This window comes from Streptosporangium sp. NPDC023963, assembly GCF_040639135.1.
In the GTDB taxonomy this organism is placed as follows: Bacteria; Actinomycetota; Actinomycetes; order Streptosporangiales; family Streptosporangiaceae; genus Streptosporangium.
Map to the genome: position 1 here is coordinate 1 of NZ_JBEZZK010000001.1, position 16825 is coordinate 16825.

The window sequence follows — 16825 nt, forward strand, 5'->3', positions numbered from 1 at the left end:
AAGGCCGGTGCTCCTTAGAAAGGAGGTGATCCAGCCGCACCTTCCGGTACGGCTACCTTGTTACGACTTCGTCCCAATCGCCAGCCCCACCTTCGACCGCTCCCCCCAGACAAGCTGGTTGGGCCACGGGCTTCGGGTGTTGCCGACTTTCGTGACGTGACGGGCGGTGTGTACAAGGCCCGGGAACGTATTCACCGCAGCGTTGCTGATCTGCGATTACTAGCGACTCCGACTTCATGGGGTCGAGTTGCAGACCCCAATCCGAACTGAGACCGGCTTTTAGGGATTCGCTCCACCTTGCGGTATCGCAACCCTCTGTACCGGCCATTGTAGCATGTTTGCAGCCCAAGACATAAGGGGCATGATGACTTGACGTCATCCCCACCTTCCTCCGAGTTGACCCCGGCAGTCTCCAATGAGTCCCCACCACCCCCGAAGGAGCGTGCTGGCAACATTGAACAAGGGTTGCGCTCGTTGCGGGACTTAACCCAACATCTCACGACACGAGCTGACGACAGCCATGCACCACCTGTCACCCAGTCCGAAGAGGCACCCATCTCTGGGTGTTTCCGGGCGATGTCAAGCCTTGGTAAGGTTCTTCGCGTTGCGTCGAATTAAGCAACATGCTCCGCCGCTTGTGCGGGCCCCCGTCAATTCCTTTGAGTTTTAGCCTTGCGGCCGTACTCCCCAGGCGGGGCGCTTAATGCGTTAGCTACGGCGCGGAAACCGTGGAAGGTCCCCACACCTAGCGCCCAACGTTTACAGCGTGGACTACCAGGGTATCTAATCCTGTTCGCTCCCCACGCTTTCGCTCCTCAGCGTCAGGTAAGGCCCAGAGAACCGCCTTCGCCACCGGTGTTCCTCCTGATATCTGCGCATTTCACCGCTACACCAGGAATTCCGTTCTCCCCTACCTACCTCTAGCCAGCCCGTATCGAATGCAGACCTGGAGTTAAGCCCCAAGCTTTCACACCCGACGTGACAAGCCACCTACGAGCTCTTTACGCCCAATAATTCCGGACAACGCTTGCGCCCTACGTATTACCGCGGCTGCTGGCACGTAGTTAGCCGGCGCTTCTTCTGCAGGTACACGTCAACTTCGTCCCTGCTGAAAGAGGTTTACAACCCGAAGGCCGTCATCCCCCACGCGGCGTCGCTGCGTCAGGCTTTCGCCCATTGCGCAATATTCCCCACTGCTGCCTCCCGTAGGAGTCTGGGCCGTGTCTCAGTCCCAGTGTGGCCGGTCGCCCTCTCAGGCCGGCTACCCGTCGTCGCCTTGGTAGGCCATTACCCCACCAACAAGCTGATAGGCCGCGAGTCCATCCCCAACCGAAAAAACTTTCCACACCCACCCGATGCCAGGAGGTGTCGTATCCGGTATTAGACCCAGTTTCCCGGGCTTATCCCAGAGTCAGGGGCAGGTTACTCACGTGTTACTCACCCGTTCGCCGCTCGAGTACCCCGAAGGGCCTTTCCGCTCGACTTGCATGTGTTAAGCACGCCGCCAGCGTTCGTCCTGAGCCAGGATCAAACTCTCCAAACAATGTCTGAACAGTCCTTACCCAGCTGAAAGCCCACCACCATCCAAAAACGGTGGCGGATATTCAACCAAAGGAATCCGTCCCCCACCCATAGGATGGGTTGGACGGGATTGTGCTTCATGCACTGGCTTTTAACACACTGTTGAGTTCTCAAGAAACGGACGCGTACACCATCGCCCTGACCCGACCAAGCGGTCCGGCCACAACTCCGGGGCGTTCCATTTCGTATTTAAACCGTACAGGCCTGTCAAGATTGTGTCAAATTGCTAGCTATCAGCCGTTTGTCACAAAACCTGCAAACTTGCTAGGATTCCCACCGCCTCGCTTCCGAGGCGGCCCCCTGAACCTACCGTGTCATCCAGGCCACAGCGAATCAACCGATTTTCCGGTGATCTACGCGGAGTCCGAACGCTCAGGTTCGTTTCAGGTGGAGTGGCCCTGGGCCCGTCCGCCGATCGGCGTCCGGCTCGCTCCGGGGCATTGGAAAGATTATGCGCCCCTCGGGGCATCGTCAAATCAGCCACGCTTGGCAAAACCGCAGGTCAGAGCGGTTCCTTAAGGAAACCAGGAACGTTCGCTACCGGAATGTTACGTGGTGAGACGGTTGACGCCCCGGCCCGAGCCGGGGCGTCCAGCCGACCTGGAGCATCCCGCTGACCTGCCGGAAGAACCGAAAAACCGGAAGGACAGCACCTCGCGGAAGACCGGGACGACACCGGGAACCACCAGGAACCGGGAAGCGCCAGGAACAGCGCAGCAAGCGGAGGAAGGGTCAGGGAGTGACGATCTCGACACCGCCGACGGAACGCTTGCCACGGCGCAGCACCAGGAAGCGTCCGTGGAGCAGATCATCGCCAGCCGGCACGTACGCCTCGTCGGTGACCTTGACGTTGTTGAGGTAGGCGCCACCCTCCTTGACCGCGCGGCGCGCCTCCGACTTCGACTTCACCAGGCCGCTCTCGGCGAGCAGATCGACGAAGGACGCCCCCAGAGCGGGCACCTCCGCACGCGGCACCTCGGCGAGGGCCTCCCCAAGCGTGCGCGCGGGCAGCTCCTCCAGGGACCCCTGACCGAACAGGGCCGCCGAGGCGGCGATCACCGCGGCGCACTCGTCGGCGCCGTGCAGCAGCGTGGTGAACTCCTCGGCGAGCGCCCGCTGCGCCTCGCGCCCCGCGGGCCGCTCGGCGGCCGCCTTCTCCAGCTCCTCGATCTCCTCACGAGACCGGAAGCTGTAGATCTTGAGGAACTTCACCACGTCACGGTCGTCCGCGTTCAGCCAGAACTGGTAGAACGCGTACGGGGAGGTCATCTCCGGGTTGAGCCAGACCGCGCCGCCGGCCGTCTTGCCGAACTTGGTCCCGTCGGCCTTGGTGATCAGCGGCACGGTGAGGGCGTGCACGTGGCCACCCGTCACCCGGCGGATGAGATCGGTTCCCGCGGTGATGTTGCCCCACTGGTCGCTGCCGCCGATCTGGAGCGTGCAGCCGTGGCGCCTGTTCAGCTCCAGGTAGTCGTTGGCCTGCAGGATCTGGTAGCTGAACTCGGTGTAGCTGAGCCCCTCACCGCCCAGCCTGGCCGAGACCGACTCGCGGGCGAGCATGCGGTTGACCGGGAAGTGCTTGCCGACGTCGCGCAGGAAGTCGATCGCGGACATGCCCTCCGTCCAGTCGAGGTTGCTGACGAGGATCCCGGTCTTCTCGTCCGAGAAGTCGAGGAACTTCTCCACCTGGACGCGGATCCGCGCCACCCATTCGGCCACGACGTCGGAGGAGTTGAGCGAGCGCTCGGTACTCCGGCCGCTGGGGTCGCCGATCAGGCCCGTCGCGCCGCCCACCAGACCGATGGCCCGGTGACCCGCCCGCTGGAGGCGGGTGAGGGTCAGCAACGGGACCAGGTTGCCGACGTGCAGGGAGGGGGCGGTCGGGTCGAAGCCGCAATAGACCGTGATCGGACCCTCGGCCATCGCCGCGCGCAGGGCGTCGATGTCGGTGGACTGCGCGATCAGGCCGCGCCAGGCGAGGTCATCCAGAATGTCGGTCACGATCCTTGCTTTCCAATGCTCGAAGGGACATTTAGCGCTCTCGTACACCCTGCCCGATCACGGCACCGTCGCGCCACTCGAAACCCTTCTCGCGCACAAGGACGGGCGAGGAAGAGGCGAGGAGAGGGCGCACGCGACCTACCGGCGGCGCGGGACGTGCGGGCGGTGCGGAGAGACCGTGGGCTCACCGTCGATCCAGAAGCGCCACGGCGTCTCCTTCCCCGACGAGACCCCGGTGCGCGGTCCCGACAGGATGGACGACTGCTTGGCCGGCTCGCCCTCGACCACGGAGAGCGATCCGGGGCCGCAGGCGTCGAGCCCGTTGTGCTCGCGGGTGAGGCCGAGCGCCACCGCCAGTCGCGCCGGCCCCCTGGCCAGGTCGTTTTCCCTGACGGGACGGGCGCTTCCAACGCTCCGGCGGGCCAGGGCGGTCTCGACACCGGAGATCACCTCTCCGGCCCGCAGCAGCGCCCCGGAGCCGATCCCTTCGGGAAGGCAGGTCAGGTTGGCGCAGAAATGCATGCCGTACGTGAAGTAGACGTACAGATGGCCCGGCGGGCCGAACATCACCGCGTTGCGCGGCGTCCGGCCCCGGTAGGTGTGTGACGCGGGATCCTCGCCCGGCACCCCGTACGCCTCGACCTCGGTGATCCGCAACGCGACCGGCCCGTGCACGAGCACCCGTCCCAGCAGATCGGGGGCTACCTCGTGTGCGGGCCGGTCGAAGAAGTCGCGTGCCAGCGGCACGGACGCGGCGGGCGGTCGCCCGCCGTTCTCGTCAGCGGCCATCGCCCAGGCCCCCGATGACCAAGCGGCCATCGCCCAGGCCCCCGATGACCAAGCGGGAATCGCCCAGGCCCCCGATGACCGGACGACCACCCCCCGCACCCCCGGTGACCAGGCGGCAACCACCCGGCCCTGCGGGGACCGAACGACCGTCCCCCGGATCCCGGGCGATCAAGCGGCCGTCACCCGGACCTCCGGTGACCGGGCGGCAATCGCCTGAGTTCCGGACGACCCGGCGAGCGTCACCCGGTATCTCGGCGACCTCGGGACGGCCGTCGCCGGACATCAGCTTCCGCTCGCCCAGGCGGCCTGGGCGTCGACGATCTCACGCAGCGCGATGAGCTGGTCACGGACCCGGTCGGGTGCCGTGCCGCCGTGCGCCTTGCGGGCGGCCAGCGCGCCGGGCACCGAGAGGACCTCGCGGGAGTCGGGCGTGAAGTGCGGCGAGACCTTGGCCAGCTCCTCGTCGGTGAGCTCACCGAAGTCCTTGTCGTTGACCTGGCACCAGACGACCAGGTGCCCGACCGCCTCGTGGGCCTCGCGGAAGGCGACACCCCGGCGGACCAGCAGCTCGGCCAGGTCGGTGGCGAGGGCGAACCCGTCCGGGGCCGAGGCCTCCAGTTTCGCGGTGTTGACGCGCATGGTCGCGACCAGCCCGGCCATGGCGGGAAGGACGAGCAGCAGGCTGTCGACGGAGTCGAACACCGGCTCCTTGTCCTCCTGCAGGTCGCGGTTGTAGGTCAGCGGCAGGCCCTTGAGCGTCGTCAGCAGCGCCATGAGGTTGCCGATGAGACGGCCGCTCTTGCCCCGGGCGAGCTCGGCCACGTCGGGGTTCTTCTTCTGCGGCATGATCGACGAGCCGGTGGAGTAGGCGTCGTCCATTTCGATCCAGCGGAACTCCTGCGAGGCCCACAGGACGATCTCCTCGCCCAGCCTCGACAGGTGCACGCCGATCATCGCCGCGTCGAACAGGAACTCGGCGGCGAAGTCGCGGTCGGCGACGGCGTCCATCGAGTTGGGCGCGGCGGAGTCGAAGCCGAGCTCCCCGGCCACGGCCTGCGGGTCGAGCGGCAGGGAGGATCCGGCCAGCGCCCCGGCGCCCAGCGGGGAGACGGCCGCGCGCCTGTCCCAGTCGCGCAGGCGGTCGATGTCGCGGGCGAAGGCGTGCACGTGCGCCAGGAGCTGGTGGCCGAAGGAGACCGGCTGGGCGTGCTGCAGGTGGGTCATGCCGGGGGCGGCCGTCTCGGCGTGCTCCTCGGCCTGGCTCATCAGCGCGGTCTCCAGCTCCACCAGCCGGGACACGATGTGCCTGACATGGTCGCGCAGGTAGAGCCGCAGGTCGGTGGCGACCTGGTCGTTGCGGCTGCGACCGGCTCGGAGCTTGCCGCCGAGCGTGCCGAGGCGTTCCAGCAGGCCGCGCTCCAGCGCGGTGTGGACGTCCTCGTCGGCGACGGTCGGCCGGAACTCGCCCGCCTTGCAGGCACGCTCCAGGTCGTCCAGGGCGCCGATCATGCGCGCCAGCTCGTCGTCGCTCAGCAGGTTCGCGCGGTGCAGCACCCTGGCGTGCGCGCGCGAGGCCAGCAGGTCGTACGGCACCAGCCGCCAGTCGAAGTGGACGCTCACCGAGAGCCTGGTCAGCGCGTCGGCCGGACCTCCCTCGAACCGGCCGCCCCACAGCCGCATGGGCTTTCCACCATCAGTCACCGTTGTTCTCCCTCCCCATTCAATCCGCGACCTTAGCCCAATCGGCCCAGCCGGGCGTCCCGGGCGGAGGCAATCTTGGAGGGCAGGCTCCACAGCTCGACGAAGCCCTTGGCCAGGGACTGGTCGAAGGTGTCGCCCGTGTCGTAGGTGGCGAGGTTGAAGTCGTACAGCGACGCCTCGGAGCGGCGCCCGGTGACGGTGGCCCGGCCGCCGTGCAGGGTCATCCGGATCTCGCCGGTGACGTGCTCCTGGACCTCGGCGACGAAGGTGTCGAGGGCCTTCTTGAGCGGGGAGAACCAGAGGCCGTCGTAGACGAGCTCGCCCCAGCGCTGGTCCACCGACCGCTTGAAGCGGGCGAGATCGCGCTCGACGGTGACGTTCTCCAGCTCCATGTGGGCGGTGATCAGCGCGATGGCGCCGGGCGCCTCGTAGACCTCGCGGGACTTGATGCCGACGAGCCGGTCCTCGACCATGTCGAGGCGGCCGACGCCCTGGGCGCCGGCGCGGCGGTTGAGCTCCTCGATGATCTGGAACGGGGTGAGGTGCCGTCCGTCCAGCGCGACGGGTACGCCCTTGACGAAGCTGACGATGACCTCGTCCGCGTCGCGCGGCTGCGCCGGGTCGGCGGTGTAGGCGTAGACGTCCTCGATCGGGCCGTTCCAGATGTCCTCGAGGAAACCGGTCTCGACGGCCCTGCCCCAGATGTTCTGGTCGATGGAGTACGGGTTCTTCTTGGTCGTCTCGATCGGCAGGCTCTTCTCCTCGGCGTAGGCGATCGCCTTGTCCCGGGTCCACGCGTAGTCGCGGGCCGGGGCGATGACCTTGAGCTCGGGGTGGAGGGCGGCCAGACCGGCCTCGAACCGGACCTGGTCGTTGCCCTTGCCGGTGCAGCCGTGCGAGACGTGGGTGCCGCCGAACTCCTTGGCCGCCGCGGCCAGGTGCTTGACGATCAGCGGCCGCGACAGGGCGGAGACCAGCGGGTAGCGGTCCATGTAGAGGGCGTTGGCCTGCAGCGCGGGCACGCAGAAGTCGGTGGCGAACTCCTCGCGGGCGTCCACGACGACGGACTCCACGGCGCCGCAGTCGATGGCGCGCTTGCGGATGGCCTCCATGTCCTCGCCGCCCTGGCCGACGTCGACGGCGACCGCGATGACCTCGGCACCGGTTTTCTCGGCGAGGAAGGGAATGGCGACGGAGGTGTCCAGGCCTCCGGAGAACGCGAGTACGACCCGATCGGTCATGATGGATATCTCCAGGATCTTCATTGGTCACAGGTGTCGGATGCTGCCGGTAATAGCCCGCCTGAGCAGGCTAAATACGTCGATCGGCGTGCCGGAGCAGTCCCTCTGCGACCGCCGCCCCGCCCAGCGGGTCGCGGCTGATGACGAGAATCGTGTCGTCTCCCGCGACCGTGCCGAGGATGGACTCCCAGTCGGCGTGGTCGATGGCGGAGGCGAGGAACTGCGCGGCGCCCGGCGGCGTGCGGACGATGACCAGGTTGGCGGAGGCCTCGGCGGAGACGAGGAGCTCCTCCGCGAGCCTGCCGAGCCTGGCGGCCGGGGACTCGCCGGTGCCGAGCCTGGCGCGCCTGATCCGGTCGCCGCCCTCCCCCGGCAGGGCGTAGACCAGGGAGCCGTCCTCGGCGCGCAGCTTGAGCGCGCCGAGCTCGTCCAGGTCGCGGGAGAGGGTGGCCTGGGTGACCTCGACACCGCTCTCCAGCAGGAGTTTGGCCAGCTCGGGCTGGGATCTGACCGGCTGCCGCTGCAGGAGGTCGGTGATCCGTGCCTGGCGGGCGACCTTGGTCATCGGGATGGTCATGGGGATTCCCCGCCGCCGGACGCCTCGCCGCCCTCGGGATCGCCACCTGCGGAGGCTCCGTCCAAGGAGCCGTCCCGCCAAGAGCCGTCACCCGAGGAGCCGCTGCCCGGCCCGGCGTCCGGGGGCGCGTCCCGGCCCGCCACCGCGACCAGCCAGTACAGCAGGGCCTTCTGGGCGTGCAGCCGGTTCTCCGCCTGGTCCCACACCAGGCTCTGCGGGCCGTCGAGGACCTCGGCGGAGATCTCCAGGTCGCGGTAGGCGGGCAGGCAGTGCAGGACGACGGCGCCGGGGGCCGCCCGGCTCACCAGCGCGGCGTTGACCTGGTATGGCATGAGGTCGGCGATCCGCTGCTCCTTGCCCTCCTGGCCCATGGAGACCCAGGTGTCGGTGGCGAGCACGTCCGCGCCCGCGGCGGCCTCGGCCGGGTCGGCGAGGACGGCGACCGAGCCGCCGGTCTGCGCGGCGACCTCGCCGGCCCGCCGGAGGATCTCCGGGTCGGGCAGGTATCCGGCGGGGGCCGCGACCCGCACGTGCATGCCGGCGACGGCCCCGCCCAGCAGGTAGGAGTGGGCCATGTTGTTGGCCCCGTCGCCGAAATAGGCCAGCGTGATCCCTGCGGTCCTGCCGAAGTGCTCCCTGACGGTCTGCAGGTCGGCGAGGATCTGGCAGGGGTGGAACTCGTCGGTGAGGGCGTTGACCACCGGTACCGAGGACGCCGAGGCCATGGCCTCGATCCTCTCCTGGCCCGAGGTGCGCCATACGATGGCGCCCACCTGGCGTTCCAGGATCCGGGCGGTGTCCTCGATCGACTCGCCCCGGCCCATCTGGGAGGATCCCGCGTCGAGGATCAGCGGAAGGCCGCCGAGCTCGCCGATGCCGACCGCGAAGGAGATGCGGGTGCGGGTGGAGTGCTTGTCGAAGAGGACGGCGACGGTCTGCGGTCCCTCGAAGGGGCGGTAGCCGTAGCGGTCCTTCTTCACGGTCTCGGCCAGGTCGAGCACCTGGGCCTGCTCCGCGGGCGAGAGGTCGTCGTCCTTCAGGAAGTGCCTGACGTGCGCCTGTCCGGCGAGATTACTGGGCATCTGCGGCCTCGTCGAGGATGGCGGGAAGCGCGGCCACGAAGGCCGCGACCTGGGCGGAGGTGATCACCAGCGGGGGCGCGAGCCGTACCGCGTCGGGCTGGAGGGCGTTGACCAGGAAACCCGCGCGCTGGGCGGCCGCCTGGACCTGGGCGGAGCGGCCGGCGGTCAGCACGACGGCCCGCCACAGGCCACGGCCGCGGACGCCGGCGAGCAGCGGGTGGTCGATCGCGGCGACGCCCTTGGCGAGTTCGGTGCCGACGGTGTGGACGTGCTCCAGCAGGCCGTCCCTGTCGATGGTGTCGAGCACGGCGAGCGCGGCGGCGGCCGAGACGGGGTTCCCGCCGAAGGTGGACCCGTGGTCGCCCTGGGCGAAGACGGTGGCCGCCTCGCCGAAGCCGACACAGGCGCCGATCGGCATGCCGCCGCCGAGGCCCTTGGCCAGGGTGAGCACGTCGGGCAGGACGCCCTCGTGCTGGTGGGCGAACCAGTGCCCGGTGCGGCCGATCGCCGACTGGATCTCGTCGGCGACCAGCAGCGCGCCGGTGGCGTCGCAGATCCCCCTGGCGGCCGTGAAGTAGCCCTCGGGCGGGGGCACGACCCCCGCCTCTCCCTGGGTGGGTTCGAGGAAGACCGCGGCGCACTCGGCGGTGACCGCGTTCTTGAGCGCCTCGGCGTCACCGTACGGGACGAAGCGGACATCGATCGGGAACGGCCCGAACTGGTCGCGGATGGAGCGCTTGCCGGTCAGGGCGAGCGCGCCGAGGGTACGGCCGTGGAAGGCGTTCTCCGCGGCCACGAAGTAGGTGCGGCCGTTCGCCTTGCCGTACTTGAGGGAGAGCTTCAGGGCGGCCTCGTTGGCCTCGGTCCCGGAGTTGGTGAAGAACACCTTGGCCGGGGCGCCGAGGAGGCCGAGCAGGCGCTCGGCGAGCAGCACCTCGGGCTCGTGCAGGAAGAGGTTGCTGGTGTGGGCGAGCGTGGCGACCTGCCGGGAGACGGCCTCGACCAGGGCGGGGTGGGCGTGGCCGAGCGAGCTGACCGCGATGCCGCCGATCAGGTCGAGATACTCGCGGCCGTCGACGTCCCAGACCCTCGCGCCCTCGCCTCGGGCCAGCGCCACCGGGGGCACGCCGTAGTTGGGCATGAAGGCGGCCTCGAAGCGCCTGGCGAGCGCCTCTCCTGCGGGTCTTTCCTGCGGGCTCACTGGTCGTTCCCCTTCAGCTGGGCGGGGGCCGCGGGCCGCCGCCTGACCGGCTCCGGCGCGGCCGCCGCCTCGGGGGCGTCCGGCAGCACCATGGTTCCTATGCCCTCGTCGGTGAAGATCTCCAGCAGCACCGAGTGGGGCACCCTGCCGTCGAGCACGTGGGCCCGTGGCACGCCGCCCTGGACGGCGGTCAGGCACGCCTCCATCTTGGGGATCATGCCGCTGGACAGTCCCGGCAGGAGCTTCTCCAGCTCGGTGGCGGACAACTGTTCGATGATCTCGTTCTCTTCGGCGTCGGGGCGCCAGTCGCGGTACAGGCCCTCGACGTCGGTCAGGATGATCAGCTTGGCCGCCTGGAGGGCCACGGCGAGCGCGGCGGCGGCGGTGTCGGCGTTGACGTTGTAGACGGTGCCGTCGTCACTGCGCGCGATGGAGGAGATCACCGGGATCCGGCCGTCGTCCAGCAGTGCCCGCACGGCTCCGGCCTCGACCTTGACGATGTCGCCGACCTGGCCGATGTCGACGCCGACGCCGTCGACGACGGCGTGCTTGCGTACCGCGGTGAGCAGGTGGGCGTCCTCGCCGGACATGCCGACCGCGAACGGTCCGTGCCGGTTGATCAGGCCGACCACGTCGCGGTTGACCTGGCCGACGAGGACCATCCTGACGACCTGCATGGCCTCGGGGGTGGTGACCCTGAGCCCGGCGGTGAAGGTGGACTCGATGCCGAGCAGGTCGAGCTGGGCGTTGATCTGCGGCCCTCCCCCGTGCACGATCACCGGCCTGAGCCCGGCGTAGTGAAGGAAGACGACGTCGGCGGCGAACTTCTCGCGCAGGTGCTCCTCGGTCATCGCGTTGCCGCCGTACTTGATGACGACGGTCGCGCCGTGGAAGCTCGCGAGCCAGGGCAGTGCCTCGATCAGCGTGGTGGCCTTCTTCAGGGCCTCGGCGCGTCTCATGTGGAGTACGCCGAGTTCTCGTGGACGTACGCCGTGGTGAGGTCGGTGGTGTGGACCGTCGCCGAGTGCGGTCCCGCCGACAGGTCGATGGTGATCGTCACCTCGCGCGGGGTGAGGTCGACCTTGGAGCGGTCGTCGCCCGCGGCGCCGCCCCGGCAGATCCAGATGCCGTTCATGGCCACGTTGAGCCGGTCGGGTTCGAAGACGGCGTCGGTGGTGCCGACGGCCGACAGCACCCGGCCCCAGTTGGGGTCCTCGCCGAACATGGCGCACTTGAAGAGGTTGGAACGAGCGACGGCGCGGCCGACGGCGACCGCGTCGTCCTCGGAGACGGCGCCGACGACCTCGACGGCGATCGCCTTGGAGGCGCCCTCGGCGTCCATCAGCAGCTGGCGGGCGAGGTCGGCGCAGACCGCGAGGAGGATCTGCTCGAACTCGGCGAGGTCGGGGACGACTCCCGAGGCGCCGCTGGCCAGCAGCAGCACGGTGTCGTTGGTGGACATGCAGCCGTCGGCGTCGAGCCGGTCGAAGGTGACCCGCGTCACCTTGCGGAGCACCGCGTCGAGCTGCTCGGAGGGCAGGTCGGCGTCGGTGGTGATCACCGACAGCATGGTGGCGAGGCCGGGGGCGAGCATGCCCGCGCCCTTGGCCATGCCGCCGACCATGTAGCCGCCCGCGCCCTTCCTGAAGGAGATCTTCGAGACGGTGTCGGTGGTGCGGATGGCGTCGGCGGCGGCCACGCCGCCGTCCCTGGCGAGCTGGGAGACCGCGAGGTCGACCCCGGCCAGCAGCGGCTCCATCGGCAGCCGCTCGCCGATCAGGCCGGTGGAGCAGACCGCGACCTCCCCCGCCGAGTCTCCCAGGGCCGCGGCGACCTTCTCCGCGGTGGCGTGGGTGTCCTGGAAGCCGAGCGGCCCGGTGCAGGCGTTGGCGCCGCCGGAGTTGAGGACGACGGCGTGGACCCGGCCCCCGGCCAGCACCTGCGCGGACCACAGGACGGGCGCGGCCTTCACCCGGTTGGCGGTGAAGACCCCGGCGGCGGCGCGCGAGGGGCCGTCGTTGACGACCAGTGCCAGGTCGCGGTCGACGCCGGACTTGATCCCGGCGTCGACACCCGACGCACGGAAGCCGAGAGGGGCGGTCACGCTCATGGGGCGACTCCGTTGAGAGGAAGGCCGAGTTCTTCCGGCAGGCCGAGGGCGAGGTTGGCACTCTGGATCGCGCCGCCGGCGGTGCCCTTGGTGAGGTTGTCGATGGCGACGACGGCGACGACGCGGCCCGCGCGCTCGTCCAGGACGACCTGGAGGGCGGCGGTGTTGGCGCCGAGGGTCATCGAGGTCGCGGGCCACTGGCCCTCGGGGAGCAGCCGCAGGAACGGCTCGTCCTTGGTGGCGACCTCGTAGGCCTCGCGCAGGACCGCCGTGGTGAGGCCGGGCCTGGCGGGGGCGGTGCAGGTGGCGAGGATGCCGCGGCTCATCGGCGCCAGCACGGGGGTGAAGGAGACGGTGACCGGCCCGCCCGCCAGGGAGGAGAGGTTCTGCTCCATCTCCGGGGTGTGCCGGTGGACGCCGCCGACGCCGTACGCGCTGGCGGAGCCCATCACCTCGCTGCCCAGGAGGTTCGGCTTGGGCGCCCTGCCCGCCCCGCTGGTGCCGCTGGCGGCGACCACCACCACGTCGGGTTCGACGAGGCCGGCGGCGAAGGCGGGGAACATGGCCAGGGTGACGGCCGTGGGGTAGCACCCCGGCACGGCGATCCTCCGGGTGGCCCGCAGCTCCTCACGCCGTCCCGGCAGCTCGGGCAGCCCGTACGGCCAGGTGCCCGCGTGGACGCCGCCGTAGAAGTGCTCCCACGCGGCGGGGTCGGCGAGCCGGAAGTCGGCGCCGCAGTCGACCACGAGGGTGCCGTCGCCGAGCTGCTCGGCGACGGCGGCCGACTGGCCGTGCGGCAGGGCGAGGAAGACGAGGTCGTGGCCGCCGAGGGTCTCGGGCGTGGTCTCCAGCAGGATCCGGCCGGCCAGCGGGGCCAGGTGTGGCTGGTGGGCGCCGAGGGCGGTGCCCGCGCTCGAGGCCGCGGTCAGCGCGCCGATCTCGATGCCGGGGTGGGACAGCAGCAGGCGCAGGAGCTCACCTCCGGCATAGCCGCTGGCACCCGCGATCGCCGCTCTCATGCGTCCCCCCGATGTCTGCATGTTCATGCATTGCTACTCATGGACTTACTAGAAAGATTATGCATCTTGGAGGATTGCCATGCAAGCCGGTAACACGCACCCCTGGCCGTCCAGAGGCACACCACGGGCAGGAAAAACCGCGAAGCCCGTGCTTTATCGGCTTGCGAACGGGGGCACGAAGCCATCGGCCGTGTTTCGGCACTGTTGCACGTACCTACCGGTCGGTATCGTGACGTTTCCGGCCCCTCCACCTCCGGGAGTACGAACGCATGACTGTCACCCACGACCAGGTCCAGGCCCAGCTCACCGGCCCCGGGCAGCTTTTCGAGACGGAAGAGGTCCCCAGCCACGGCGGGACCGTCAAAACCTGGAAGCACGCGCCTCGCGACTTCCGGGCCCTTCTGGAGACGAGCAGGTTCCACGGCGACAAGGTCTTCCTGACGTACGAGGACGAGCACATCACCTACGAGGAGCACTTCCGGCGGGCCGCCACGCTCGCGCGGCGCCTGGTGGACGAGTACGGCGTGGTCAAAGGCGACCGGGTGGCCATCGCCATGCGCAACTACCCCGAGTGGGTGATCGCCTTCTCGGCCGCGCTGGCCGCCGGGGCGATAGCCGTGCCGCTCAACGCGTGGTGGACGCCGCAGGAGCTGGAGTACGGCCTGTCGGACTCGGGGGCCAAGGTGCTGATCGCCGACGGCGAGCGGGCGGCCGGGCTCGCCGGCCTGGGCCCGGCGCTGATCGTGACCCGCGGCGCGGTGCCCGAGGGCGCCCGCTCCTACGCGGACGTGCTGGGAGAGGTGGAGGCGGGCGTGACGCTGCCGCCGGTCGACCTCTCCCCCGAGGACCCCGCGACGATCTTCTATACCTCCGGCACCACGGGCCGTCCCAAGGGCGCGCTCGGCAGCCACCGCAACCTGGGCCAGTCGCCGATGACCGTCGCCTACGGCCTGTACCGCAGCGTGATCAAGGCGGGTAAGGACCCGGGCGACGCGGCCGGGCAGCGGCGGGTCACCCTGCTCACCGTGCCGCTCTTCCACGTCACCGGCTGCTTCGCGGTGATGACCACCACCATGTTCACCGGCGGCGGCCTGGTGCTGATGTACAAGTGGGACCCGGGCCGCGCGCTGGAGCTGATCGAGCGCGAGAGGATCACCGGGCTCACCGGCGTGCCCACCAACGTGTGGCAGCTCCTGTCCCACCCCGATCTTGACAAGTACGACATCTCCAGCCTCAGCGGCCTCGGGTACGGCGGCGCCCCCGCCCCGCCGAAGCTGCTGGAGCGCATCACCGAACAGCTGCCCAACCGCGCCCCCTCCAACGGGTACGGCATGACCGAGACCACCGCGCTCGCCATCAGCAACGCCGGAGCCGACTACCTGGCCAAGCCCGACAGCATCGGCCTGCCGATGGCCGTGGTCGAGGTGAAGATCGCCGACCCCCTCGGCGGCGAGCTGCCGGTCGGCACGGTCGGCGAGCTCTGCCTGCGCGGCCCGAACGTCATCCTGGGTTACTGGAACCGGCCGGAGGCCACCGCGGAGACCTTCGTCGGCGGCTGGTTGCACACCGGCGACCTGGCCAGGGTGGACGAGGAGGGGTTCGTGTTCATCGTGGACCGGGCCAAGGACATGGTCATCCGCGGCGGCGAGAACGTCTACTGCGCCGAGGTCGAGGCCGCCCTGTTCGAACACCCGGCGGTCGAGGACGCCGCGGTGATCGGGATCCCCCACGACGAGCTGGGCGAGGAGGTCGGCGCGGTGCTCCGGCTGTCGTCCCCGGTCACCGACGAGGAGCTGCAGGCCTTCCTGCGCGAGCGGATCGCCTCCTTCAAGGTGCCGGTCAGGTTCTGGACACGCGAGACGGAACTCCCCCGCAACCCCGGCGGCAAGATCCTCAAGACCCGGCTGCGCCAGGAGGTCCTGGGCCCCTGACGCCCGCCGGACGACGCCCCGCCCCGCCGCCGCCGCCGCCCTTTCATCGTCGCCGTCACCCCGCCCTGCCGCCCCGTCACCGTCCCCCGCGCCGGCGCCCGGTCACCCCCGCGGGCGCCCGGCACCGGGGGCGGCTTCCCGCGCCCGGCCCGGCCGTGACCTGCCGGAAAATGATTTGCCATCGCGAAGATCACCATCGAAACTAGCTGTTCGTGCCGGAAAACGCCGATCGACCGATCAAGACCCTGCTCCGCCGTCTGGCGATGGACCTCAGTCCTCTCCGCGACTCGCGCGACTTCCGGCTGCTCTTCGGCTCCGGCGTCATCACGATGTTCGGCACCTTCCTGACACTGGTCGCGGTGCCGCTGCAGATGAAGGAGCTCACCGGCTCCTACCTGGCGGTCGGCCTGGTCAGCGTGGCCGAATTCGTCCCGATGGTGGTGTGCGGGCTCTGGGGCGGGGCGATCGCGGACGCCCTCGACCGGCGCAAGATCATTCTTCTCACCGAGGTCGGCCTCTGCCTCACGGTCACGATCCTGACCGTCAACGCGCTGCTGCCGAAACCGCAGGTCTGGGTGCTCTACGTGGTCGGCGCCCTCTCGGCCGGGCTGGGCAGCCTGCAGCGGCCCAGCCTGGAGTCGCTGATGCCGCGCGTGGTCAGGCACGACCAGCTGACCGCGGCCGCCGCCCTCGGCGCCTTCCGGTGGAATCTGGGCGCCATCGTCGCCCCGGGTCTCAGCGGCCTGATCGCGGCCTGGTTCGGCGTCGCCGTCGCGTACGGCATCAACGTCGTGACCTTCCTGGCGTCCCTGATCCTGCTCTGGATGGTCCGGGCCCAGCCGCGCTCGGAGGACACTCCCTCGGCCTCGATCAGATCCCTGGTCGAGGGGGTCCGCTACGCCGTGGGCCGTCCCGACCTGATGGGCACCTACCTGGTCGACATCGCTGCGATGATCTTCGCGTTCTCCACCGCGCTGTATCCGTTCCTCGCCGACGAGCTGGGCGCCCCCGAGGCCCTGGGACTCTTCTTCTCCGCCTCGGCCATCGGCTCGCTGATCGCCTCGGTCACCTCCGGCTGGACCGCGCACGTGCACCGGCACGGCCTCGGCGTGATCGTCGCGGCGGCCGTCTGGGGGGTGGCGGTGGCGCTGGCGGCGCTGATGCCCAGCGTCTGGGGCATCTTCGCCTTCCTGGCCGTGGCCGGGGCCGCCGACATGATCAGCGGCGTCTTCCGCTCGACCATCTGGAACCAGACCATCCCCGACGAGTTCCGCGGCCGCCTGGCGGGCATCGAGCTGCTCTCCTACACCAGCGGTCCGATGCTCGGCAACGCCAGGGCCGGTCTGATGGCCGGCCTCGGAGGGACCCGCTTCTCCCTGGGCGCCGGCGGCCTGCTGTGCGTCGGCGCGGTGACCGCGATGGCCGCGCTGCTGCCGAAGTTCCGCACCTACGACGCCCGCACCGACGAGCACGCGATCAGGGAGCGCGCCCGCCGCGAGGAGACCGCCCCCGCCTGACACCGGGCAGCGGCAAGTATCCTCACCGAACGGAATCCCATTGCTACTCTGAGGACATGACGGTCGACGTACGGA

The 16825-nt window shown here is 69.6% G+C and carries 12 protein-coding genes and 1 rRNA gene; 2 read left to right on the forward strand and 11 right to left on the reverse strand.

The genetic code is table 11. From position 1 onward, the window contains the following. Positions 1–18: 18 nt before the first annotated feature. The 11 genes from AB0F88_RS00005 to argC form a co-directional block, all read right to left on the reverse strand. Positions 19–1543 (reverse strand): 16S ribosomal RNA (locus AB0F88_RS00005). Between the two features lie 770 nt (positions 1544–2313). Further along, positions 2314–3582 (reverse strand): tyrosine--tRNA ligase, encoded by a 1269-nt coding sequence (gene tyrS / locus AB0F88_RS00010; protein ID WP_362675498.1) that lies wholly within the window; start codon positions 3580–3582, stop codon positions 2314–2316. Positions 3583–3720: 138 nt separating this feature from the next. After that, positions 3721–4371, reverse strand: coding sequence for a DNA-3-methyladenine glycosylase (locus AB0F88_RS00015; protein ID WP_362675501.1), 651 nt, complete (start codon positions 4369–4371; stop codon positions 3721–3723). Between the two features lie 282 nt (positions 4372–4653). Beyond that, the gene (gene argH, locus AB0F88_RS00020; RefSeq protein WP_362677861.1) at positions 4654–6051 is read right to left on the reverse strand and encodes an argininosuccinate lyase; all 1398 of its coding nucleotides are present in this window, start codon (positions 6049–6051) and stop codon (positions 4654–4656) included. Between the two features lie 53 nt (positions 6052–6104). Next, complete coding sequence (locus tag AB0F88_RS00025; protein WP_362675504.1) at positions 6105–7313, reverse strand: argininosuccinate synthase; 1209 nt, start codon at positions 7311–7313, stop codon at positions 6105–6107. A 70-nt stretch (positions 7314–7383) separates the two neighbouring features. Beyond that, positions 7384–7890, reverse strand: coding sequence for an arginine repressor (locus AB0F88_RS00030; protein ID WP_362675507.1), 507 nt, complete (start codon positions 7888–7890; stop codon positions 7384–7386). Then, a complete protein-coding gene (gene argF, locus AB0F88_RS00035; RefSeq protein ID WP_362675510.1) occupies positions 7887–8972 on the reverse strand; it encodes an ornithine carbamoyltransferase in 1086 nt (361 codons plus the stop codon). Before argF ends, AB0F88_RS00030 begins: the two co-directional genes overlap by 4 nt. Further along, on the reverse strand, positions 8962–10113 hold the full coding sequence (locus AB0F88_RS00040; RefSeq protein ID WP_362677863.1) for an acetylornithine transaminase: 1152 nt from the start codon (positions 10111–10113) through the stop codon (positions 8962–8964). Before AB0F88_RS00040 ends, argF begins: the two co-directional genes overlap by 11 nt. Positions 10114–10169: 56 nt before the next feature. Next, on the reverse strand, positions 10170–11132 hold the full coding sequence (gene argB / locus AB0F88_RS00045) for an acetylglutamate kinase (protein ID WP_362675513.1): 963 nt from the start codon (positions 11130–11132) through the stop codon (positions 10170–10172). Further along, complete coding sequence (gene argJ, locus AB0F88_RS00050; RefSeq protein ID WP_362675516.1) at positions 11129–12283, reverse strand: bifunctional glutamate N-acetyltransferase/amino-acid acetyltransferase ArgJ; 1155 nt, start codon at positions 12281–12283, stop codon at positions 11129–11131. Before argJ ends, argB begins: the two co-directional genes overlap by 4 nt. Further along, positions 12280–13302, reverse strand: a complete 1023-nt coding sequence (argC, locus tag AB0F88_RS00055; protein ID WP_362675519.1) for an N-acetyl-gamma-glutamyl-phosphate reductase — start codon at positions 13300–13302, stop codon at positions 12280–12282. The genes argJ and argC overlap by 4 nt, the downstream gene beginning before the upstream one ends. Positions 13303–13571: 269 nt before the next feature. On the opposite strand from argC, the gene AB0F88_RS00060 reads away from it, so the two are divergent. Beyond that, positions 13572–15233 (forward strand): class I adenylate-forming enzyme family protein, encoded by a 1662-nt coding sequence (locus AB0F88_RS00060; RefSeq protein ID WP_362675522.1) that lies wholly within the window; start codon positions 13572–13574, stop codon positions 15231–15233. A gap of 212 nt (positions 15234–15445) precedes the next feature. Next, positions 15446–16750 carry an MFS transporter gene (locus AB0F88_RS00065; RefSeq protein WP_362675525.1) on the forward strand — a complete coding sequence of 435 codons (1305 nt, stop codon included), beginning with the start codon at positions 15446–15448 and terminating at the stop codon, positions 16748–16750. The last annotated feature ends 75 nt before the right edge of the window (positions 16751–16825 follow it).